The following is a 21,303-nucleotide window of genomic DNA, read 5'->3' on the forward strand; positions in this document are numbered from 1 at the left end:
ACAAGCTTTTAGCGTGCAGCGCAATCATAAAACGTGCGTAAGACAACTAAAAAATAAACGCCTACCGTCTTACCAGTGCTTTGGCGCACAGCAGCTGCGGACGTGAATAAACGATGAAAAACACAGAAAATCACACTGTTTGGTATGCTAAGTGCTATGATAGGCGCAATTTTTTGCTGCCCATGATAGAGCTGAGGTGAGGATGTTTTTAGCGATAGATACCGTATTTGACCAGTGTTCTGTAGCGCTGCTGGACGCATCGGGCAAGGTGCTCAATGAAGATACCAAGCGCGACAAACGCCAGCAAACACAACAAATCCTCCCGATGATTGATGCGCTATTAAGCGCCCATAACAGCAAACTGTCTGATATTCAGGCGTTATTTTTTAATCGTGGGCCAGGTGCATTTAGCGGCATCCGTATCAATACTGCCGTAGTGCAAGCCTTATCGGTCGCGCAGGACATTCCGTGCGTGGGCGTTTCAAGCTTACAAGCCATCGCGCAGCAAACCTATAGTGCGCATCAAGTAACCGAGCTATACAGCGCGCATGATGCGCGGATGTCGCAGGTGTACTTTGGGCAATATGCCTTGCAGGCGGGTATTATGCAGCCTGTCGCGCAAAAAGATGCGGCGTCAGATGAAGACGCGGACACCGAGCGCTTGCTCGACTATGACACCGCGACCAAGGGGGCACTGCCTATCGCAGGTGATGGCGCGCCGTTACTGGCTACAGAAGATGGACAAACGCTTTATCCTGATATTATTCCGACCGCCGCCGTGATTGGCATCTTGGGCTATGCTGAATTTCACGCGACAGGCGGCGTCAGTGCGGGTAATGCTTTGCCAAAATACCTACGTAACAAAGCATGGAAAACCCTCAAAGAACAAGGCAAAGCCTAATTTTTTGCCTCCATTCTTCTGATAACCAAGCGTGATAGGGCAGCGCTGGGTACTTTTATCATTACAGTATAGATAACAACACACATACGACCAGTACCGCTGGTCTTAGGACGACCATTGTGGATATCATTTTATTAATAAAAGCCGTCATCATGGGCATTGTTGAGGGTATTACCGAGTTTTTACCCATATCAAGTACAGGGTATTTGATACTGTCTGCGGACATCATGAACTTTTGGGATAAGGACAAGGTCGATTTGTTCGTGGTGGTAGTGCAGCTGGGCGCGATTTTGGCGGTTATTTATGACTATTGGGGACGCTTATGGCAAGCGCTGGTTGGTTTACTGACGGGTAAGGCTGACGGCATGAGCAACCCGCGCCAGTTGGGTTTGAGCCTGATTGTGGCGACCATTCCTGTGATGATTGTTGGTTTTACCTTTGCTGATGAGATTAAGGCGTATTTATTTAACCCCATTACCGTTGCCATCATGCTGATTATTGGTGGTTTGCTGATCTTTTATGTGGAAAAACGCCCCAAACACATTATTGCGCACGAAGCGGAGCATATCGGTATTAAAACGGCATTATTGATTGGTCTGTTTCAATGTTTGGCGCTGATTCCAGGGACATCGCGCTCGGGCTCGACCATTATTGGGGCATTGTGGCTGGGCGTTTCGCGTAAGGCATCGGCGGAGTTTTCATTTTTCTTAGGTATCCCTGTGATTGTTGGTGCGGCGCTTCTTGACTTAATCAAACACCATGAAGTGTTAAACAGTAGCGAAGATTGGTGGGTGTTGGGCGTGGGCACAGTCGTCTCCTTCGTGGTAGCGCTGTTGTGCATCCGCTGGTTGGTCGACTGGGTCAGCCGCCGCGACTTTACCATTTTTGCATGGCTGCGTATCATTACAGGTGTGTTGGTACTGATTGCCACATGGGTGTTTGGTTACCAAATCACGGCATAATTTTGTATAAACCTGACTAGAGACTTATTTTCTGACCAAAGCGGTTAATGACAAGATGTATGTGCTGTGTTTTTAAAACAAACAACGCTATGATAAGACACAAGGTAGGATGATGACCCAAGTAGCGACGCACGCTTGCCAGCTGTGGTATACCGAGACGGTAACACCTGAAGATATTGCAGCGATTGAGCGATTGGTGACGGACGCCAATATTCCGCTCACGCTACAAGCGATGCCGCTAACAGGCAAACTCAATACGCGGCAAAAGCGACTGCTGAGTACAGAGAGTACGTGTCCTGTCTTAATATTAGAAGGCAGTTATCAGCTGTCTTGGCTCAGCGGCGAGCTGTTGGTCACGCCTGAGTGGGACAAGTTACAGCGCCGCGTGGTGCGGGCAGGACGTAAGTCTGAGCTGTTATTACAAGCGGCTAAAATCAATGACCATAGCCGCGTGCTCGATGCGACCGCAGGCTTTGGTCACGACAGTTTGATTCTCGCGAGTACAGGCGCACAGGTACAGATGCTTGAGGCCGCGCCTATTATGGCGCTATTACTACTTAGCGAGCAGCAGCGAATGCAAACGCACCCCAACTGGCAAAAGCTCATGGCGCGCCTGAATATTCGCCACACCACATTACAGCAATATGTGCAAGACGCGAAAGATGCGGACACGCATTTTGATGTGGTCTATTTGGATCCGATGTTTCCTGAAGGCAGCTATCAAGACCGCAAAAATGGTAAAGGGGCAAAAGTGGGTAAGGGCATGCAGGCGCTGCATCGACTGGCTGCGCCACCAAATGATGCTGAGGAACAAACGCTCTTTACCTTTGCTAAGAAACTGTGTCAGACTAACGCTAAGAGCGGTCGCGTCATTGTTAAACGTCCAAGCGATGCGCCCTTATTTGCCGCGCAAGTGCCTGACGAGCAGTGGCAAAACGATGCCCTGCGTTTTGATGGTTATTTTGTTTGATACGCATTCTGTATTTCTGGTTGCAACGCCCTAACCGTACACTTTATATAAATAACGATACCTATGACTATGCCCGCCTCATCGCTGAGCGCTAAAGATAAGCTACAGGCTTATATTCATCTGACCCGTTTTGATAAGCCAGTAGGCATTGAACTTCTGCTATGGCCAACTTTGTGGGGCGTGATGTTTGCAGCGATGGATGCTGCGCAAGTTGACGGCGCTAGTGCAGGGCTACCAGAGATGAAGCTGGTATTTATCTTTGCGCTCGGTGCCATATTTATGCGGGCAGCAGGCTGCGCGATTAATGATTTTGCCGATCGTAAGGTCGATGGTTCTGTGAGCCGTACCAAAGGTCGTCCATTGGCTGATGGTCGCTTGAGTGGTAAAGAAGCGGTCGGTGCGTTTGTGGTGCTCTCGCTTATCAGCGCCAGCTTGTTGTTTTTCTTACCGCTATCGGTATTTTATTGGTCGCTTGGCGCGGTGGCTTTGGCGTTTATTTACCCCTTTATGAAACGCTATACCCATTTACCTCAAGTGTTTTTAGCAGCGGCGTTTGGCTGGGCAATACCGATGGCGTATGTCGCCATATTGGGCGCGCCTGATATCTGGTGTTGGCTACTGTTTATGGCCTATATGTGTTGGACAGTGGCGTATGATACCCAGTATGCGATGGCAGATAGAGCCGACGATTTACAGGTCGGCATTAAGTCTACAGCGATATTGTTTGGTCGCTTTGATGTGCTCATTATCGGGCTGCTGCAAACCGCCTTTTTGATACTGATGGGCGTTGTGATGTGGCATTACTTTGCGCCAACCTCACTGGGTATCACGCCTGTTTTTGGTTTGGCCTTAGTGGCGATGATGTTCGCCAAACAAAACCGTGCTTGCGCCACCCAAGTACCGATGGCGTGCTTTCGCGCATTTTTGGATAACGTGTGGGTCGGGCGTTATTTGTTTGTTTTGATTGCTGCCGTTTGTATTTGGAGCAGCTTATAAGCGTGTCTAGGGATTGGGTTTATTTAATGAAGAGGTTTTATCGTTATGCAGCGTTTAAAAATCGTTTTTAGTGGCCCAATGGGCGCAGGTAAGACCGCCGCCATTGCCAGCTTGTCTGACATTGAGGTGGTGTCAACTGAGGTGCAAAATACTGACCTTGACGCGCACAGTAAGTCGCTGACCACCGTAGGTATGGATTATGGTGAGCTGACCATTGGTGATGGCACCAGTATTGGGCTGTATGGTACGCCTGGGCAGGAGCGTTTTAGTTTTATTTGGCCGATATTGGCGCAAGGCGCGCTGGGCGTTATTATTCTGATAGACCATTCAGCGCCCGATTCAGTCGCGGATTTGGCGCATTATTTAGAGACGTTTGATAAGATTTATCAAGGCCGTGTGGTCGTTGGCATAAGCCACGTTGATGAAAAACCTGAGCGTCCATTTAATGTGTATCGCGAGTGGCTGGACAGTAAAGGGCGTATGCTGCCCATTTTTCCTGTCGATATGCGTGAAAAAGACGATGTCTTATTGCTCGTTGAAACCATCATTACTGCGTTAGAAGATGCTTAAACAATTATTTTACTATAGCGTAGAAGTGGTGCTATACATTTGCCATACCCTTTTTGCCATACCCTTATAGCGGCGTACTGATGCGCTAAAACCTTACCGTGTTTATAATTTTGATGATGGATACATTATGTTTAATGATGCTTTGTTCCAGAACCAATCCAATCGTGTGCAGCCCTCTGACGCTTATTTAGCATCAGCAAAAGCTGTTTTGCATGAGCTGGTATACACCACCAGCGGTATTGACGGTGTGCTGTTAGCCTCGACAGATGGCTTTGAAATTGCGTCCATATTTCAAAAAGACTATGATGGCGGCAAGCTCTCTGCAGTAGGCAGCTCAATTCTGGCATTGGTACAGGCATTGACCCAAGAAGCGCAGCTGACGGGCTGTCGTTCGGTGATTTTGGATGCCAATAATGGCAAAGTTATGATCAGCTCGGTAGCCAATGAAAACTTACCGATGATTCTCATTTTGGTTACCAAGCAACAAGTATTATTGGGGCAAATCATGCATGGCATGAACAAAGCCACCAACGAGCTGGTGGCCTTAGATGCAGAGCATAACCATAAATAAGCGTGCTGTGTTAATCCGCGGCTACTTGCTGTCTTTAAACATCGCAATGGTGTCTCTACGCGCCGCCTTATGATCGACGATAGGGGCAGGATAATCAATATCAGTATAAGGATTGTCCTGCTTTTTGCTTTTCTGCTTATCCTTATCTTTTTTCTCTTTTTGTTTTTTGTCCTTATCGCCAAAAGCTTTATTCAGCTTGGCTTCAGAGTGCAAGACATCCGCAGGCACATCCTTAAGCTCAGGCAACCACTGCTTAATAAATAGCGCGTCTTTGTCGTGGCTTTTGCCTTGGCTAAAGGGATTCATAATACGAAAGTATGGCGCAGAGTCCGTACCTGTTGAGGCGCTCCACTGCCAGCCGCCGTTATTTGAGGCAAAGTCGCCATCAATCAGGTTTTGCACAAAATACTTTTCGCCCCAGCGCCAATCTATCAATAAATCTTTGGTTAAAAACATCGCCACCACCATGCGCAAGCGATTGTGCATAAAGCCTGTGGCATTTAAGCAGCGCATGGCCGCATCAACAAGGGGCACGCCTGTATGCCCGCAACACCATGCGGCAAAACTGTCTTCATCGTTTGACCAGCTTATCGCCTTATCAAGCTTTTGATTGTACGCCTCGTGGCGAATCAATTCGGGACGGTCACAGAGCACATGGCGGTAAAAATCGCGCCATGCCAGCTCGCTACACCAGCGGGTAATGTCTGTCTCATCACTGTCTTTATTGTCTCGCTTACGCTCTAAATGCGCTATGGCGGCGATATAACAGCGGCGCGGGCTGATCATACCTGTCGTCAGATACGCAGACAGGCGACTGGTTGCGTGCGAATGCGGCGTATCGCGGTGCGAGTCATAATCGTCAATATCATCGCTAATAAAATCATGCAAGCGCGTCTCAGGTGCGCCCATATCGGTAGGATACGCATCACGTGTACACGCCAACTGGTCGGCAATGTCAATGTGTTGTAAAGCATCGCGCTTTTGCCAATCGTCTTCATAGTCTTTGACAATGTCTTTGATAAGGGTTGCGATGCCGCTTTTATTATCAGCGTGTGTGATTTTCTTAGGCAGTACGTCACGAAGCGATTGGTTGGGTGCTGGCGTATGCTCATTGACCGCGCAAGGGCTGTGGCAATGTATGGGACTGACGTCTAAGTGCTGTTGCCACTTTTTATAAAATGGCGTAAAGACTTTGTACATGGTGTTGTCGCCCGTGGTGATACTGGCAGGTGGCAACACGCACTGGTCGTGATGACGAATCACGCTGATGTTGTGCTCAGCAAGGTTGGCAATCAATTGGGTATCGCGATTGATTTCATTTTCTTCATATTCATGGTTTGCCATTACACATTTCACATGCGTATCCAAACACAGCTGTGTCAATACATCCACGCAGTCGCTAAAAGTATCGCAGACCGCGACCGTTAATGTGATGTTTAAGTCATCTTTGAGCGCCTTAGCCAAATGCGGCAAACGGCGCATGATAAAGTCCACTTGCGTCACCGCCGTATCGTGCTGTTGCCACTGCTCAGGGGTGATAAAAAACACCGCAGAAACGTATGCGTGGTCTTTGTTTGCCTTTTCACACAGCGCCGTCAGTGCGGTATTGTCATCAATGCGCAAATCGCGACGAAACCACATCAGATAGTGTAATGGCGCCAGTTGATTGTTGTCTATTTTTTTATCTGTCATAAGGCGTCCTTTTTTAATTTTTTAAGGTCAAGGTAGGATAAAAATAAAACCATCACACCAGCAAATACCAGCGCGTACAAGATGGCTAAAAGTATGCTAGGATAAGTTTTTATGCGCAATTGAAACCCTGTCTGAGTAACACGATTATCCGTACGGGTAACAAATTGCCATCACTTCTTTACCCCAAAGACCGCAAAATAAGGGACATTTATGCTTGCGGGATTTGGGTTTGTCTTTTTTGGCTCAGCGACTGATTGATAGGTTTTGTTAAGGCCGAGCGACACAGGGGGGGGCAGAATGCAGGTTAAGTTTTGTGGGTTTACCGAAGCGGCAGATATTCGTGCTGCTGTAGCGCTCGGTGTGGATGCGATTGGCTTGGTGTTTTATCCGCCCAGCCCGCGTGCCGTAGATATCGAGACGGCGCGTGAGTTGGTCAACGCGGTTCCTGCTTTTGTTAGCATTACTGCCTTGGTGGTCAACATATCGATGCAGGATTTACAAACACTTGCCGATTCAGTATGCTTTGATGTCGTGCAGTTTCATGGTGACGAAACACCCGAGCAATGCCAAAGGCTCGCAGGCGCGATTAACAAGCGCTGGATAAAGGCGCTGCGCGTCAATAAAGACACGCACAGCTTAGCCAGTATTACTGATGAGATTGCCGCCTATAGCGAGGCAGGGGCGAGCAGTGTGCTGCTGGATGCGTATCATAAAGATGCTTACGGCGGCACGGGGCACCGCTTTGATTGGTCACTCATTCCCAAAGACAGCGATGTACCTTTGGTTTTGGCAGGCGGATTGACACCTGATAATGCTGCGGATACTTTGCATCTGCCTATACAAGCGCTGGATGTCAGTGGCGGTATCGAATACGCCAAAGGTAAAAAGGATAAAGAGAAGATGCAGGCGTTTATTGCCGCAGCGAAGAGCGCTGGCCACCACCATCTATAGTCAGTACCGAATAAAAAGATACAGCATAAAAAGTGCGCTCGATGAAACGGTACTTTTCGTCGCCTCTGGAGATAAAGTCACAGCAAGCAAGAAAGATACCGTTTTATCTCACTATATTTTGTTTATAAAGAACTGATTTTATGATGTGTTTATCAATGTCTCATAACGATGTAGACAACCAAAATAGCAACGATAAGGATAAAACAATGAAAGTCATGGTAACAGGGGCAAGTGCAGGGTTTGGGGCAGCGATAGCGCGCGCGTTTATTGCAAAAGGGCATACCGTGATTGGTACAGGTCGCCGCCAAGACAAGCTTGATACGTTAAAGTCTGAGCTTGGCGATAACTTTGTACCCTTAAGCTTTGATATTAGCGATGTGGCTGCTACTAAAGCTGCTGTGGAATCTCTGCCAGAAGCGCTGCAAACGCTAGATGTGCTCGTGAACAATGCAGGACTTGCCATCGGTCTTGAGACGGCGGACAAGTCGGATATGAGCGAATGGCAACAGATGATTGATACAAATGTCACAGGCCTATGCAACATCACGCAGCTACTGCTGCCAAAGATGGTGGCGGCAAATACAGGCTACATCATTAATATCGGCTCAACGGCAGGCACGTACCCCTATGCAGGCGGTAACGTGTATGGCGCGACAAAAGCCTTTGTGCGCCAATTTAGCTTAAACCTGCGCGCCGATTTGATTGGTACGGCGCTACGCGTCACCAATGTCGAGCCAGGATTATGCGAAGGCACAGAGTTCTCTAATGTCCGCTTTCGCGGGGATGACCAAAAGGCAGCGAACGTGTATAAAGACGTTGATGCCATTCGTCCAGAAGACATTGCAAATATCGTTTTATGGCTTACTGAGCAGCCAAAGCATGTTAATATCAATGCCATTGAAGTCATGCCTACCGCTCAGAGCTTTGCGCCATTACATATACAGCGCCAAGCCTTATAAGTACACAGGTAAGAGGATGCTGATAACCAGCATAAAGTAAGATAACAAGGATACTTATCATGTCGAATGCTACTGCAATTAACTTTACCGCTCAGCCAGATGCTCATGGACACTTCGGCGTTCACGGTGGCCGTTTTGTTTCTGAAACCCTAATGGCAGCACTAGAAGAGCTAGAGACGCTATATACCAAAGTTAAGGCAGACCCCGCATTTTGGCAAGAGTATCATGACGACCTTGTGAATTATGTCGGACGTCCTACCCCACTATATCATGCCAAGCGTTTGAGTAATGAGATTGGTGGCGCGCAGATTTATTTTAAGCGTGAAGACTTAAACCATACAGGCGCGCATAAGGTTAATAACACCATCGGTCAGGCACTGCTTGCCAAAATGTGTGGCAAAAAACGCATCATCGCTGAAACAGGGGCAGGTCAGCATGGCGTGGCAACCGCCACGATTGCAGCGCGCCTTGGACTTGAATGTATCGTCTATATGGGCGCAGACGATGTCGAGCGCCAAAAGATGAACGTCTATCGCATGCGCTTATTGGGTGCAAAAGTCGTGCCTGTTACCTCAGGTTCACGTACGCTCAAAGACGCGATGAACGAAGCGATGCGCGACTGGGTGACCAACGTCGATAGCACCTATTACATCATTGGTACGGTCGCAGGGCCACACCCTTATCCGCTACTCGTGCGTGATTTTCAAGCGATTATCGGTAGAGAAGCCCGCATTCAGCATTTAGAAAAAACGGACAAACTGCCTGACGCCCTTGTGGCCTGTGTCGGTGGTGGTTCCAACGCTATCGGTCTGTTCTATGACTTCTTAAATGATAAAGAAGTGGCCATGTACGGCGTCGAAGCGACAGGCGATGGTATCGAGACGGGTCGCCACTCAGCGCCGCTTGCTGCGGGGCGCATTGGTGTATTACACGGCAATCGCACGTATCTGATGGCAGATGATGACGGTCAGATTCAAGAGACGCATTCTATCTCAGCGGGTCTGGATTACCCAGGTGTGGGCCCTGAGCACAGCTTCTTAAAAGACGTTGAGCGCGTGCAATATGTCGGCTGTACGGACAAAGAAGCGCTGCACGGTTTCCATGAAGTGACCAGTAAAGAGGGCATCATCCCTGCGCTCGAGTCGGCGCACGCGGTCGCCTATGCACTCAAACTTGCCAAAACCATGACCCCAGAGCAAAGCATCATCGTTAATATGTCAGGTCGCGGTGACAAGGACTTGCATTCAGTTATGCAGGCAGAAGGCATTGAGTTATAAGTTGAGATAACTTAAGCGCTGCATAGCGATTGTTGTCATCTTTGATAAACTATTGAGAGTATTATGACCCGAATTAAAAGCACTTTTGACACCTTAAAGTCACAAAACAAAAAAGCCTTGATTCCTTATGTGATGGCAGGCGACCCAAACCCCAGCGTCACCGTAGACTTGCTGCATGAGCTGGTCGCGCATGGTGCCGACATGATTGAGCTGGGTTTGCCATTTTCTGACCCAATGGCCGATGGCCCGACCGTATCACTGGCAGGCGAGCGCGCTTTGGCGGCAGGCACCAGTACCCGCGATGCGCTGGACATGGTTGCTAAATTCCGCGAAACAGACAGCGATACGCCCATTATTATCATGGGTTATTTAAACCCTGTTGAAATCATTGGCTATGATAACTTCATTAATCGTTGTACTGAATCGGGCGTTGACGGCGTATTGATGGTGGATTTGCCACCTGCGGAAGCAGGCGATTTTACCCAAAAGCTGCAAGACCACGACATGAACGGGATTTTCTTATTGTCGCCGACCACGCTGGCTGCACGCCGCAAACAAGTTTTAACCCATTGCAGCGGCTATATTTATTATGTCTCATTAAAAGGCGTCACAGGCTCAGCGACGCTTGATACCAATGATGTGTCCGCCCAAGTGCAAGCCATCAAAGCCGATACCGATTTGCCTGTATGTGTGGGCTTTGGTATCCGTGATGGTGCGTCCGCAAAAGCGGTGGGTCAACACGCTGATGGCGTGATTGTCGGCAGTGCCTTGGTACAGAATTTTGCGGATGTGGGTGAGGATGCCAAAGCCATCGAAAACGCCCGCGCCAATATTATGGCAAAAATGGACGAGCTGCGCGCCGCCTTGGACAGTTTGTCTGTCACACCAGCGTAGCGCCCCATTAATCAGATGACTTTGCTAAATTTAGTTTACGTGTGTAAACTAATATGACGTATAATCATTGAATAATGAGCAAATGGGCGCGCCTCATAACCGCCTACTTGCATAAGCTTTCTTATTTTAATGGGCAAGTGTATGAGCGAGCTTGTCCAGCAGCCTTTAATAATGGCGATGACTATGACTGATATTCAAAATCCAACGGCTGCGGCCACTGATAACAAGAAACCTTCTTGGTTAGAGCGCAGCGTTCCTGGCGTTAAGCAGCAGTTGACCGCACCGTTAACTGCCGTCAATACGGAGCCATCAACCGAGTGTCCAAACTGTCATACAGTAACGACCAACACCGCCCTGATTTTTAATTGCTATGTGTGCCCGCATTGTGACCATCACTTGACCATGAGCGCGCGCGATCGTCTAAAGTGGTTCTTAGACGACGTGGACGCCGAGATGGGTCAGCAGTTCACTGCAAAAGATCCCCTACAGTTCGTAGACAGCAAACCGTATCCCAAGCGCATGACCGAAGCCCAAGAAAAAACAGGCGAAAGCGAAGCTCTTATTGTGATGCGCGGCAAATTGCGCAATCTGGATGTGGTGAGCTGTGCTTTTGATTTTCGCTTTATGGGCGGCTCGATGGGTTCTGTGGTGGGTGACCGTTTTGTGGAAGCCGCAGAGTATGCCCTAGAGCATCGTATGCCTTTGGTATGCTTTGCAGCCTCAGGCGGCGCACGTATGCAAGAAGGCCTGTTGTCACTGATGCAAATGGCTCGTACTGCTGCTGCCATTGAGCGTTTGCGCTTGGCGGGTGTACCGTACTTGGTCGTATTAACCAATCCTGTTTACGGCGGCGTGACCGCGTCACTTGCTATGCTTGGCGATATCCATTTGGCAGAGCCAAAAGCGATGATTGGCTTTGCAGGTAAGCGCGTGATTGAGCAGACCGTACGCGAAAAACTGGAAGAACCGTTCCAGCGCGCTGAATACTTATTAGACCATGGTGTGGTCGATGAAGTGGTGCACCGTCACCAACTGATTGACACCAGCTATCGCTTACTTGCCAAGCTGTGTCAGCAGCCAAATATTCAAGCGTAAGGCAACGTCATTGCCCGCTTTTTTAAGCTGAATATTTTATAAATAGCATTTGTCACTTTGTGTGATAAGTGCTATTTTTTGGCCTGTACACTTTGGTGTACGAATGCCCTATATTTTTATTGGCTACGATTTCTTGCCACTTTTTACAGGTATTTTTATGTCTGCCTTATCAACCTCTACTGCACCGACTGCTCAATCTAATTTGAGTGAGTGGCTTGATTATATTTATCAGATTCATGTATCTGCCATCGACATGGGATTGTCACGGGTAACCCCTGTGGCGCAAAAGCTGGGCATTGCAAGCAGAGCCAAAAATGACGCTTACGTCTTTACTGTCGCTGGTACGAACGGTAAAGGCTCGACCACCGCGACTATCGCCGCCATGTGTGAAGCGGCTGGCTACAAGACAGCGCTGTATCAATCACCACATCTGATTGACTTTAATGAGCGTGTGCGCATCAATGGGCAGATGGTCAGTGATGCTGAACTGATAGCAGCCTTTGCTGCGGTCGATGTGGCACGCGCTGAATGTGATGTGACCTTGTCATTCTTTGAGATGACCACTTTGGCGGCATTTTTAATCTTCGCTGAAGCAAAATGCGATGTATGGGTCTTAGAAGTCGGACTAGGTGGTCGCCTTGATGTGGTCAATATTATCGATCCTGATTTGGCCGTGATTACCAATATCGGCATCGATCATGTTGATTGGCTGGGTGACAATGTTGAATCTATCGGCGCAGAAAAAGCAGGTATTTTGCGTGATGGTATCCCGCTGATTTATGGCTCTGAAAAGATGCCAAACAGCGTACAGGCACGTATTGACGCGCATCAATCTACGGCCTATCAAGCGGGACGCGATTATAGCTTTGAGGAGATTGATGAGGATACTTGGCAGTATAGCAGCAGTAGCGTGACCCTGCGTCTGCCGCGCCCGAGCTTATCACTGATTAATACAACCAACGCGCTCTCTGCTGTTTTAGCCAGTCCTTTGACTGTCTCTACGGATGCCATTGAGCAGGCGCTACGCACCGTGCGCTTGGCAGGAAGGTTTGACAACCGCACGCTTGCTGGACGCAACTGGGTATTTGATGTTGCGCATAACGAAGAAGGCGTGGGCTTTTTACTGGCACAGCTTGTACCAAAATGGCAAGCCTATAGCGCCAGTAAGCCAAATGCGCGTATGCATTTGCTGTTTTCTATGCTCGTGGATAAAGACGTCAATAAAGTCGTCACCAGCCTAAAAGCATCAGGCTTGCCGATTGCCAGCTGGTATGTTGCCCCGATTGATCATCCACGCGCGGCCGATATGCCGCATATGCTTGAAGCGCTAACCAAGCAGGTGGACAGCGAGAAGGTACATACATTCAATGACCTGCCAGAAGCAACGGACGCCATTATCCATGACAGTCATGCCGATGATTTACTGGTGGCCTGTGGATCGTTTCACACCATCGCCGAAGCGCTGAGTGCTTTAACGGCGGATGTACCTACCAGCACGTCGCCTGCTGTATAAGTGTATCATCGTGGCAGACAGCTGCTGCAATATACTTTATAATCAACGTGTTTATTATTAATAATCAGTCATTTACGCGCCCTTGTAAGGGATACTTTGGGCGCTAAAGACATGTAAAGAGACGTGAACGGATGAATTTGTCAAGACAAGCTTTATTGGGTGCAGGTATGATTGTAGGCGGTAGCGTCATGCTATACGCGATGGTCAGTCAAGTAAGTAACAACCCAGCCCCTGCCAACCAGCCTGCCGCAGTTGCGAAAGCCGAAACCAAAACAGCAACCCAGCCGCCACTGACTACTGATGTTGAGACTGAAAAACGCCTGCTTGCGCAAAAGCAAAAAGAGCGTGAAGCCCGTGTGGCTGTGCAGCAAAAACGAGCACAAGAGATTTTGGCTGAACAAGAGGCTGCCGCTGCACAAGCACTAGAAAAATCCCGTGCCGAAAATCAGCAATACTTAGAAGACAGTAGCTCGATGGGTGGTGAAAGCGATAGCCCAGAAGCCGCTCAAGCCAAAACAAAAACAGAAGACAATGCTGCTGAGACCACCAAAGACGCTGAAGCCGTAGCGAAAAAAGCGCAGGCGGAAAAAGACAAGGCCGAAAAAGAAAAAGCAGCAAAAGCACAGGCAGAAAAAGAGAGCGCGGAAAAAGAACAAGCTGCTGCTAAGAAAAAAGAAGCAGATGCCAAAAAAGAAACCAGCAGCGCAAGCAGTACCGCAAGCACGCATACCATCCAAAGTGGTGATGTACTGGGCAGCATCGCGCGTCAATACGGTGTGTCAGTCGCCGCGTTAGCAGCTGCCAATAATATGTCAAGCACTGACCCTATCAAAGTGGGCAAAACCCTAAAAATCCCTGCCAAAGGTGAGGTCGAAAAGCTCGAAAAATCAGCAGAAAACGCAAAAAAAAAGCGTGAGCTAGAACAAAAGTCTGCTGAGGAAAAGAAAAAAGCAGCGAAGTCTGAAGATGCCAAAGAAGCGGCGCAAAAAAAGCTTGAAAGTGCCCGTCAGACGGTCAAAGAAACGGATGCTAAAGGCAGCTTTGGTGTGCAAGTAGCGCTAGCGACCAGCCAAAACTCAGCCGATGAAGTGGCCAAACGATTTAAAGCGGCTGGCTATAAAGTCAAAACCAGTCGTACCAGTCGCGGCGTACGTGTGGTCGTCGGGCCTGAGCGTGGTAAAATTGCCGCCCTTGCGCTTAAAGACAAAATTAACAGTGACCCTGAGGTTAAGACCACCAGCGCATGGGTGCTGTATTGGTAGTCTTAAGTGTTTGAGTTGAGGACATGCCCTAATAAAACAATATATAAGCAGATGATGTGACGACAAAACACGGCAGCCTTTGCCGTGTTTTGTTATTTAAGCCAAACAAATGATGTAAAGAGACAGGCAATACTGATGGATGAGTTATTTGCATTGGGCTTTGTGGTACTGGCAGTGGGTTTCGTCCTATTGCTTTGGCTCAAAAGGCGTAGTGAGACAGTAAGTGATACAGCAAACGACATAGTAGACCAGCCTTCTGTGGCTATTCAAGAGGCAGACGCGCAAAGCATTTGGCCGTTTGAGCCGATGCCTATGATGACCGATACCGAAGTCATCTTTTTTGATAGGCTCACCCAAGCCATTCCTGAGTGCTATATCTTTGTACAAGTGCAGCTGTCACGTATGATTGAGAGCTATAGCGATACCGCGTCCGAGCGCAACTTTTGGTTCAATCGTATTTGCCGCCAAAGCGTGGATTATGTGCTTGTTGATAGCGATGCCCAGCGTATTTTGGTCGCGATTGAGCTGGACGATTGGACGCACCAAAGCCGCGCCCGCGAAAAGGCAGATGCCAAAAAAGACAAGGCACTGGCGAGTGCAGGTATTGCCGTCGTCCGTTATCACGCCGAGCGTATGCCGAGCGTTGAGATACTGCGTGCAGAGCTGTTAGCAGTGATTGAGCAGCTGTAAAGCGCAAATTTTTATTCAGACGTTGTATTACCGTTTTTATCCGCCTCTCGTGCCTGATAGCGCCGATACACCACCATCGGCGCGCCATTATAAAAGTACAGCCCAGAGCGCAATGGCATATCACTCATATCGATAGGCTCACCGCGCGCTTCATAAAATGGGCGCTTGGTAAACCACTCGACATAACGCGCACGGCGTAAGTGACTTGTCTCTAGCGCCATCAGCGCGTCGGTATCATCGCGGTCATACCAGCGATGTAGCGGAAAGTCTGCTGTCATCCATTCAGGGCGCACAAAGTCATCGCAGTCATGCGGCACAAAAAAATGCCCCTTAACGATGCCAAAGCGCTTATCAATCTTTACCTGCCCATAGTCTTTGGTATCCACCCACACACTACGAAACTGCTTGGTCTGCATGTGAGTCATCTTGCGCTCAAGGTTGTCCTTTGAGTTTATGCCTACCCAATTTTCAGGCGCAAACGGCGCTGACCCCATAAAAAATTTAATCGCCAGCTCCCAATGCTCGACCTCATCTGTCGCATGATTGCGCAGCAGCAAATCCAGCTCACCGATGGTCTGCTTGCCGCGATACAGCTGCACATTGCTTGCCAGCATCTCATACGGGTGCAGCCCAAAGCGATAGCCATCAGTCAACCAAAAGGCAATCAAGCCTTCAAAATGAAAGCCCAAACGGCTAGGACTCGGCCGCGACATCAAGTAGCGGGTGAGGGTTTGATAGGCGCTACTGTCGTCCATCTCCTGCAAGCGCGGCGAGTAGGCAGCATATTGCGCCTGCCAAAAGTCCGAATCATGCACATAGACTTGATGGTTGTTTTGATGCGGTGCAAAATCCAGCCAGCGGGTAATCACATCAGGACACGATAAGACAAACGCCAAATCGCGCACAAACGGACGGCGATAGCGCTCCCACGGTGCGGCGGACGTCTCTGGGCTGGCGGGTAGGGAAACAGGCTCGGTCATAGGGCAACCCAAGTCAATCAATGAATGAATAAGTGAATCCCTACCGTACCCACTGCACCACAAAAAGTCTATGAGCGGCGGGTAGCGTGGGTATGGACTGCGTAAGAGGAAACGGCAGTTTTGTTATGTGAGCCAGATTAGGGTGAGGTTATGAATGGTGATGTTGATATCGTATGGAAAGAATAAATAAGGAATTAGAAGAAATATCAATTTAACGAGTAGGGGAGACAGTACTCGATACAGCTTGATTAATAGATGGCGGCGTTGGTTTGGGGTATTTGGGTTGGTCATGCTTAACTTCTCCATATCGTTCACATTGTGTCGCTGCGGTGTGCTGCGATATGGATAGGTTAAGGGGTTGGGCTATTCAATAGTTCCAATTGGTGGGTAATTGGCTAAAAAGGTATGTCCGAGTGGTCAAAAGTTAGTTTTCTAGGGTATTCTTTTTCAAGGTTCTGCACTTCTTGTAAAAAGTCCCCAATAGTTTTATGTCCTACGGGCAGCCCTAATCCATCAAGTAGAGTCGCAATTTCTGAATTAGCGCTACCTCGATTTTGTGAGGTAGGATATGTATTATCCCAGCCAGACTTGATGAGCATTGCGTACATAATCTTAACGGCTGTATTTTTGTTTCTAGTCGTCATCTCTTTATTAGGTAGTTCTTGATGCGCTCTCTGTTCGCTTATTTGTTGAGCTTGCTGTTTTTCTTCATCTAAAAAAGTTGGTATCTCATCAAGATAACCTTGCTCGTATTTTTGAATAAACCACTCTTTTAAAACGTCTTTGCTAATTCTCAATCTATCTTTTTGAATAAGCTCCTCTACTGGATTTCCTATCCAAAGCCCACCATTTCTAGTAAATGTCCCTTCGTCAATATAATCTAATTCCTCACTAGTTAAAGCGTCTTCTATAGCAACCCTTTTAGCGTCGGCACAAGATGGGCTGTATCCAGTTTGAGAAACAAAATGATTAAATTGTGATGGCTCAACATCACACCACAGTGCGACAATATCGTCTATTTTTAGCGATTTGGATAATTTCCAGAATTTATAACAGTTTTGATTTTGCATAAATACACTCTCTCACCCTTAGAAAATAGATGCAAGGCGTTAACAGCCCGAAGGTGTGTTAATGGCTGTTCTTCGGATATGAGCCTTGCAAAATCATTATCTGTCCAGCTCGAACAAATGTATTTTATTAGTATAAATACTTCTGATAGACGTGTGCTAAATTTAAGCTAAAAAAAAGAGCCAGCAACCTAAGTTACTGACTCTTTTCAATGTTTGGTCGGAACGGCAGGATTTGAACCTGCGACCACCACACCCCCAGTGTGGTGCGCTACCAGACTGCGCTACGCCCCGAATGACTGACTATTTTACGCAAAATAATACATATTGCAAGGGCTAATTGCATCTCTTGCGCCGTCAGCCCTTACCTCCTTGTATTATCATACAGTTAGCCGAGCAGCTCTTTTAGCAGCTGGTTGACTTGTTGTGGGTTGGCGCTACCACGGCTTGCTTTCATGACCTGACCGACCAAGCCGTTAAAGGCTTTTTCTTTGCCGCCGCGATACTCTTCGACCATCGCTTGGTTATTAGCAATGACCTCTTCGACCATCGCTTTAATCGCGCCAGTATCGGTCTCTTGCTTGAGTTCTTTGGCTTCGATGATTTGGTCAGCGGCGTCGTCCGCGTCACCCGCTTCACGCGCATAAAGGGCGGCGAAGACTTTTTTGGCAAGCTTGCCAGATAGGGTGTCGTCATTGATGCGTTTTAGCATACCTGCCAGCTGTTTGGCGCTGATAGGGGCGTCGGTGATGTCGGTGTCGTCTTTGTTGAGCGCGCCGAGCAGCTCACCCATGACCCAGTTGGCGGCCAGCTTGGCATGCTCTGTGCCCACTTCTGCAACCACCGCTTCAAAGTAATCGGCAAGCTGACGGCTGCCTGTCAAGATGCGCGCATCATATTCTGACAGCTGTAAGTCTTGCTCAAAACGCTCGCGGCGAGCCACAGGCAGCTCAGGCATGGCTGCTTTGATTTCATCGACGGTGTGCTGTTCGATGCGCACAGGCAATAGGTCAGGGTCGGGGAAGTAGCGGTAATCGTTGGCTTCTTCCTTGGTACGCATGGCGCGGGTTTCGTCATTTTCAGGATCATACAGACGGGTTGCCTGAATGACGCGACCGCCATCTTCGATCAAGTCGATTTGGCGCTCAATCTCACGATTAATAGCGCGCTCGATAAAGCGGAACGAGTTGAGGTTTTTTAGCTCGCAGCGCGTGCCCAGCTCAGCACCTGGCTTACGCACTGAGACGTTACAGTCACAGCGAAACGAGCCTTCCGCCATGATGGCGTCCGAGATGCCCAGCCATGTCACGAGCTGGTGGATGGCTTTAACATAAGCGATGGCTTCAGCGGTTGAGCGCATGTCAGGCTCAGAGACGATTTCGATGAGTGGCGTGCCCGCACGGTTTAAGTCAATGCCCGTCATACCAACGATGGCGTCGTGTACCGATTTACCCGCGTCTTCTTCTAGGTGACCACGGGTGATGCCGATGCGTTTGGGGTACTCGTTCTTCTCGCCTTCATTGACCACCACGTCAATATAGCCGCGCCCAACAATGGGGTTTGCCATTTGCGTGATTTGATAGCCTTTGGGCAAATCGGGGTAAAAGTAGTTTTTACGGTCAAAGGTATTGTACAGACCCAGCTCGGCGTTGACGCCCATGCCAAACTTAAGCGCACGTTCGACGACGCCTTCGTTTAACACAGGCAGCACGCCTGGCAAGCCCAAATCAACGAGGCTCGCTTGGGTGTTGGCTTCGTGACCGAAGTCGGTCGGCGCGGTAGAAAAGATTTTACTTTCGGTGTTCAGCTGGCAATGGATTTCGATACCAATCACCACTTCATAGCCATCGACCAGTAAATCGGTACGCACAGGCTGCGCTTGACTCTCAGTTGTTGATGCGTGCGTCATTATACGGTCTCCTTAGCGATGGCAGAGTGTTGTTGATGGTGGTCAGTGTGCTGCTGGAACAGATGCGCGGTGGTCAACAGTTGGCTTTCTTGCCAGTGCTTACCGATGAGCTGTAGACCAACGGGCAGACCGTTTGGCGTCAGTCCCACAGGTTGGCTGAGCGCAGGCAGACCCGCTAGGTTGACACCGATGGTATAGACGTCGCCTAGGTACATTGAAGCAGGGTCAAGATCGTCGCTGAGCTTATAAGCGGCGGTTGGTGCGGTTGGGCTGGCGATGATGTCACAGCTGGCAAACGCGGTATTAAAGTCTTGCACAATCATGCGGCGAATTTTTTGTGCCTTGGTGTAGTAGGCATCAAAGTAGCCTGCCGATAGCGCATAAGTACCCATCAAAATACGGCGCTGTACTTCATCACCAAAGCCTTCTGAGCGTGAGCGCGTATATAAGTCGATCAAATCTTTTGGCGCTTCACAGCGGTAGCCAAAGCGCACACCATCAAAGCGTGATAGGTTTGATGACGCTTCTGCGGGTGCGAGCATGTAGTAGGTGGCAAGGGTAATCTCAGGGTCGGTGATGTTCACCTCAACGATGGTCGCGCCAAGTTCTTGATACTTTTGTAGCGCGCTACGTACCACGGTTTCGACATCGCTGTTTAGACCCGCGCCAAAGTATTCTTTTGCCACGCCAATACGCAGACCTGCCAGCGGCTTATTTTCATCGCGCTTTTCGGCGTCGATCATGTCTTGCACATAGTCAGGCACGTCATGTTTGATAGATGTTCCATCGCGTGGGTCGTGTCCGACCATCGGCTGGAGCAGATACGCACAGTCTTGAGCGCTGCGTCCCATACTGCCTGCTTGGTCAAGGCTTGAGGCATACGCAATCATACCGAAGCGCGATACGCGACCGTACGTTGGCTTGATGCCTGTTAAGCCGCAAAATGATGCTGGCTGACGGATAGAGCCGCCCGTGTCACTGCCTGTCGCTACAGGCACAAAACCTGCCGCAACTGCTGCCGCGCTACCACCTGATGAACCACCAGGCACGCGCTCGATGTCCCATGGGTTGTGGACTTCGCCATAATGTGAGCTTTCATTGTCCGAGCCCATGGCGAACTCATCCATGTTCAGCTTACCAAGGCTAATCATGCCTGCTTCGTCAATCGCGGTGACAATGGTCGCGTCATAGGGCGCAACAAAATTATGCAGCATTTTTGAGCCACAGGTGGTCAATACGCCACGGGTACAAAAGATGTCTTTGTGCGCCATAGGTACGCCAAGCAATGCACGGTTGTCGCCTTGTACACGCATCTCGTCAGCGGCTTTGGCCTGTGCGCGCGCGGTGTCGCCAGTTTGTGTGATAAAGCTGTTGATTTTGCCATCTAACTTTTCAATACGCTTTAGATAATGTTCGGTCAGCTCAACACTGCTAAATTGTTTGTCTTCTAATCCAGTAATCAGCTCGTGTAGGCTTAAATGATGAAGCTCAGACATAGTCGGTCGTCCGTTAATAATGAGGAAAATAAAAAATAGCGGTAGGTATTGTTGTTATTCAATGACTTGTGGCACAAGGTACAAGCCGTCTTCGACCGCAGGTGCCATCGACTGGTTGCGCTCGCGGTCAATGTCGTGCTCAGCAAAGTCAGCGCGCAGCTCTTGGCAGGCTTCGTGAATGTTTGCCAAAGGTTTTAGGTCGCTGGTGTCTACCGAGGCGAGGGTTTGCATCATTTTTAATACTTTATTGATGTCGCCTGCGTAGCTGTCGGCGGTGCTTTCGTCCACGCCTAGGCGGGCAAGATTGGCAATTTCTAATATTTCTTGGCGACTGACTTGGTCAGTGCTTGAGGATTGCTGTGACATAAACGCTCCAGTTTAAAATAAGCAATGTGGCAATAAATCGTTGCCAAGCAAATTTGACAACAAATAAGAATCCATGAGCGGGCGTGTTTGACCGCCCACGCTTAATAATAAGGGGTATCTGTGGTGTCTATTATAAAGCATCTGCTTTGATATTACAGAGCTTACCCGCGTTGCTGCGTCGA

General features: G+C 48.9%; 21 protein-coding genes and 1 tRNA gene. 14 read left to right on the top strand and 8 right to left on the bottom strand.

Annotated elements, in window-relative coordinates:
* Nucleotides 1-202: 202 nt before the first annotated feature.
* From tsaB to JIE71_RS05570, 6 genes are all read left to right on the top strand, one after another.
* Nucleotides 203-901 carry a tRNA (adenosine(37)-N6)-threonylcarbamoyltransferase complex dimerization subunit type 1 TsaB gene (gene tsaB, locus JIE71_RS05545; protein ID WP_199507740.1) on the top strand — a complete coding sequence of 233 codons (699 nt, stop codon included), beginning with the start codon at nt 203-205 and terminating at the stop codon, nt 899-901.
* A 119-nt stretch (nt 902-1,020) separates the two neighbouring features.
* Nucleotides 1,021-1,863: an undecaprenyl-diphosphate phosphatase gene (locus JIE71_RS05550; protein WP_199507741.1), complete on the top strand. Its 843-nt coding sequence runs from the start codon at nt 1,021-1,023 to the stop codon at nt 1,861-1,863.
* 112 nt (nt 1,864-1,975) lie between these two features.
* Nucleotides 1,976-2,833 carry a class I SAM-dependent methyltransferase gene (locus JIE71_RS05555; protein ID WP_228284554.1) on the top strand — a complete coding sequence of 286 codons (858 nt, stop codon included), beginning with the start codon at nt 1,976-1,978 and terminating at the stop codon, nt 2,831-2,833.
* Between the two features lie 63 nt (nt 2,834-2,896).
* Entirely contained in the window at nt 2,897-3,829 is a 933-nt protein-coding gene (ubiA, locus tag JIE71_RS05560; RefSeq protein WP_199507743.1) for a 4-hydroxybenzoate octaprenyltransferase, read from the top strand.
* Between the two features lie 39 nt (nt 3,830-3,868).
* Complete coding sequence (locus JIE71_RS05565) at nt 3,869-4,399, top strand: GTP-binding protein (RefSeq protein ID WP_199507840.1); 531 nt, start codon at nt 3,869-3,871, stop codon at nt 4,397-4,399.
* A gap of 127 nt (nt 4,400-4,526) precedes the next feature.
* Nucleotides 4,527-4,970 (top strand): roadblock/LC7 domain-containing protein, encoded by a 444-nt coding sequence (locus JIE71_RS05570; protein ID WP_199507744.1) that lies wholly within the window; start codon nt 4,527-4,529, stop codon nt 4,968-4,970.
* Between the two features lie 21 nt (nt 4,971-4,991).
* Here JIE71_RS05570 and JIE71_RS05575 read toward each other — a convergent pair whose 3' ends face one another.
* Complete coding sequence (locus JIE71_RS05575) at nt 4,992-6,662, bottom strand: cryptochrome/photolyase family protein (RefSeq protein ID WP_199507745.1); 1,671 nt, start codon at nt 6,660-6,662, stop codon at nt 4,992-4,994.
* Nucleotides 6,663-6,959: 297 nt separating this feature from the next.
* Here JIE71_RS05575 and JIE71_RS05580 point away from each other — a divergent pair, with 297 nt between their 5' ends.
* The 8 genes from JIE71_RS05580 to JIE71_RS05615 all read left to right on the top strand — a co-directional run bounded on the left by JIE71_RS05580 (nt 6,960) and on the right by JIE71_RS05615 (nt 15,303).
* Nucleotides 6,960-7,613, top strand: coding sequence for a phosphoribosylanthranilate isomerase (locus JIE71_RS05580; RefSeq protein WP_199507746.1), 654 nt, complete (start codon nt 6,960-6,962; stop codon nt 7,611-7,613).
* A gap of 206 nt (nt 7,614-7,819) precedes the next feature.
* Nucleotides 7,820-8,572 (top strand): SDR family oxidoreductase, encoded by a 753-nt coding sequence (locus JIE71_RS05585; protein WP_199507747.1) that lies wholly within the window; start codon nt 7,820-7,822, stop codon nt 8,570-8,572.
* 59 nt (nt 8,573-8,631) lie between these two features.
* Nucleotides 8,632-9,849 (top strand): tryptophan synthase subunit beta, encoded by a 1,218-nt coding sequence (gene trpB, locus JIE71_RS05590; RefSeq protein ID WP_199507748.1) that lies wholly within the window; start codon nt 8,632-8,634, stop codon nt 9,847-9,849.
* 63 nt (nt 9,850-9,912) lie between these two features.
* Nucleotides 9,913-10,743 carry a tryptophan synthase subunit alpha gene (trpA, locus tag JIE71_RS05595; RefSeq protein ID WP_199507749.1) on the top strand — a complete coding sequence of 277 codons (831 nt, stop codon included), beginning with the start codon at nt 9,913-9,915 and terminating at the stop codon, nt 10,741-10,743.
* A 183-nt stretch (nt 10,744-10,926) separates the two neighbouring features.
* Nucleotides 10,927-11,838, top strand: coding sequence for an acetyl-CoA carboxylase, carboxyltransferase subunit beta (gene accD, locus JIE71_RS05600; protein ID WP_199507750.1), 912 nt, complete (start codon nt 10,927-10,929; stop codon nt 11,836-11,838).
* A gap of 157 nt (nt 11,839-11,995) precedes the next feature.
* Nucleotides 11,996-13,351: a bifunctional tetrahydrofolate synthase/dihydrofolate synthase gene (gene folC, locus JIE71_RS05605; protein ID WP_199507751.1), complete on the top strand. Its 1,356-nt coding sequence runs from the start codon at nt 11,996-11,998 to the stop codon at nt 13,349-13,351.
* A 131-nt stretch (nt 13,352-13,482) separates the two neighbouring features.
* On the top strand, nt 13,483-14,613 hold the full coding sequence (locus JIE71_RS05610) for a LysM peptidoglycan-binding domain-containing protein (RefSeq protein ID WP_199507752.1): 1,131 nt from the start codon (nt 13,483-13,485) through the stop codon (nt 14,611-14,613).
* Nucleotides 14,614-14,748: 135 nt separating this feature from the next.
* The gene (locus tag JIE71_RS05615; RefSeq protein WP_199507753.1) at nt 14,749-15,303 is read left to right on the top strand and encodes a DUF2726 domain-containing protein; all 555 of its coding nucleotides are present in this window, start codon (nt 14,749-14,751) and stop codon (nt 15,301-15,303) included.
* An 11-nt stretch (nt 15,304-15,314) separates the two neighbouring features.
* Here JIE71_RS05615 and JIE71_RS05620 read toward each other — a convergent pair whose 3' ends face one another.
* The 7 genes from JIE71_RS05620 to gatC all read right to left on the bottom strand — a co-directional run bounded on the left by JIE71_RS05620 (nt 15,315) and on the right by gatC (nt 21,121).
* Nucleotides 15,315-16,283 carry a DUF1853 family protein gene (locus tag JIE71_RS05620; RefSeq protein WP_199507754.1) on the bottom strand — a complete coding sequence of 323 codons (969 nt, stop codon included), beginning with the start codon at nt 16,281-16,283 and terminating at the stop codon, nt 15,315-15,317.
* 123 nt (nt 16,284-16,406) lie between these two features.
* A complete protein-coding gene (locus JIE71_RS05625) occupies nt 16,407-16,574 on the bottom strand; it encodes a hypothetical protein (RefSeq protein WP_199507755.1) in 168 nt (55 codons plus the stop codon).
* Nucleotides 16,575-16,678: 104 nt separating this feature from the next.
* Nucleotides 16,679-17,353: a hypothetical protein gene (locus tag JIE71_RS05630; RefSeq protein WP_199507756.1), complete on the bottom strand. Its 675-nt coding sequence runs from the start codon at nt 17,351-17,353 to the stop codon at nt 16,679-16,681.
* A gap of 214 nt (nt 17,354-17,567) precedes the next feature.
* Nucleotides 17,568-17,644, bottom strand: a tRNA-Pro gene (locus JIE71_RS05635).
* A gap of 94 nt (nt 17,645-17,738) precedes the next feature.
* On the bottom strand, nt 17,739-19,259 hold the full coding sequence (gatB, locus tag JIE71_RS05640; protein ID WP_199507757.1) for an Asp-tRNA(Asn)/Glu-tRNA(Gln) amidotransferase subunit GatB: 1,521 nt from the start codon (nt 19,257-19,259) through the stop codon (nt 17,739-17,741).
* Entirely contained in the window at nt 19,259-20,755 is a 1,497-nt protein-coding gene (gatA, locus tag JIE71_RS05645; protein ID WP_199507758.1) for an Asp-tRNA(Asn)/Glu-tRNA(Gln) amidotransferase subunit GatA, read from the bottom strand. The genes gatB and gatA overlap by 1 nt, the downstream gene beginning before the upstream one ends.
* A 54-nt stretch (nt 20,756-20,809) precedes the next feature.
* On the bottom strand, nt 20,810-21,121 hold the full coding sequence (gene gatC / locus JIE71_RS05650; RefSeq protein ID WP_199507759.1) for an Asp-tRNA(Asn)/Glu-tRNA(Gln) amidotransferase subunit GatC: 312 nt from the start codon (nt 21,119-21,121) through the stop codon (nt 20,810-20,812).
* Nucleotides 21,122-21,303: the final 182 nt, after the last annotated feature.

Origin of the sequence: Psychrobacter sp. bablab_jr014, assembly GCF_016464015.1 — a bacterium.
Lineage (GTDB): Bacteria > Pseudomonadota > Gammaproteobacteria > Pseudomonadales > Moraxellaceae > Psychrobacter.

Bases quoted from the DNA above. Each gene is read 5' to 3' on its own strand.
- tsaB (WP_199507740.1), top strand. From the start codon at position 203: ATGTTTTTAGCGATAGATACCGTATTTGACCAGTGTTCTGTAGCGCTG.
- JIE71_RS05555 (WP_228284554.1), top strand. From the start codon at position 1,976: ATGACCCAAGTAGCGACGCACGCTTGCCAGCTGTGGTATACCGAGACG.
- ubiA (WP_199507743.1), top strand. From the start codon at position 2,897: ATGACTATGCCCGCCTCATCGCTGAGCGCTAAAGATAAGCTACAGGCT.
- JIE71_RS05570 (WP_199507744.1), top strand. From the start codon at position 4,527: ATGTTTAATGATGCTTTGTTCCAGAACCAATCCAATCGTGTGCAGCCC.
- JIE71_RS05575 (WP_199507745.1), bottom strand. From the start codon at position 6,662: ATGACAGATAAAAAAATAGACAACAATCAACTGGCGCCATTACACTAT.
- JIE71_RS05580 (WP_199507746.1), top strand. From the start codon at position 6,960: ATGCAGGTTAAGTTTTGTGGGTTTACCGAAGCGGCAGATATTCGTGCT.
- JIE71_RS05585 (WP_199507747.1), top strand. From the start codon at position 7,820: ATGAAAGTCATGGTAACAGGGGCAAGTGCAGGGTTTGGGGCAGCGATA.
- trpB (WP_199507748.1), top strand. From the start codon at position 8,632: ATGTCGAATGCTACTGCAATTAACTTTACCGCTCAGCCAGATGCTCAT.
- trpA (WP_199507749.1), top strand. From the start codon at position 9,913: ATGACCCGAATTAAAAGCACTTTTGACACCTTAAAGTCACAAAACAAA.
- accD (WP_199507750.1), top strand. From the start codon at position 10,927: ATGACTGATATTCAAAATCCAACGGCTGCGGCCACTGATAACAAGAAA.
- folC (WP_199507751.1), top strand. From the start codon at position 11,996: ATGTCTGCCTTATCAACCTCTACTGCACCGACTGCTCAATCTAATTTG.
- JIE71_RS05610 (WP_199507752.1), top strand. From the start codon at position 13,483: ATGAATTTGTCAAGACAAGCTTTATTGGGTGCAGGTATGATTGTAGGC.
- JIE71_RS05615 (WP_199507753.1), top strand. From the start codon at position 14,749: ATGGATGAGTTATTTGCATTGGGCTTTGTGGTACTGGCAGTGGGTTTC.
- JIE71_RS05620 (WP_199507754.1), bottom strand. From the start codon at position 16,283: ATGACCGAGCCTGTTTCCCTACCCGCCAGCCCAGAGACGTCCGCCGCA.
- JIE71_RS05625 (WP_199507755.1), bottom strand. From the start codon at position 16,574: ATGACCAACCCAAATACCCCAAACCAACGCCGCCATCTATTAATCAAG.
- JIE71_RS05630 (WP_199507756.1), bottom strand. From the start codon at position 17,353: ATGCAAAATCAAAACTGTTATAAATTCTGGAAATTATCCAAATCGCTA.
- gatB (WP_199507757.1), bottom strand. From the start codon at position 19,259: ATGACGCACGCATCAACAACTGAGAGTCAAGCGCAGCCTGTGCGTACC.
- gatA (WP_199507758.1), bottom strand. From the start codon at position 20,755: ATGTCTGAGCTTCATCATTTAAGCCTACACGAGCTGATTACTGGATTA.
- gatC (WP_199507759.1), bottom strand. From the start codon at position 21,121: ATGTCACAGCAATCCTCAAGCACTGACCAAGTCAGTCGCCAAGAAATA.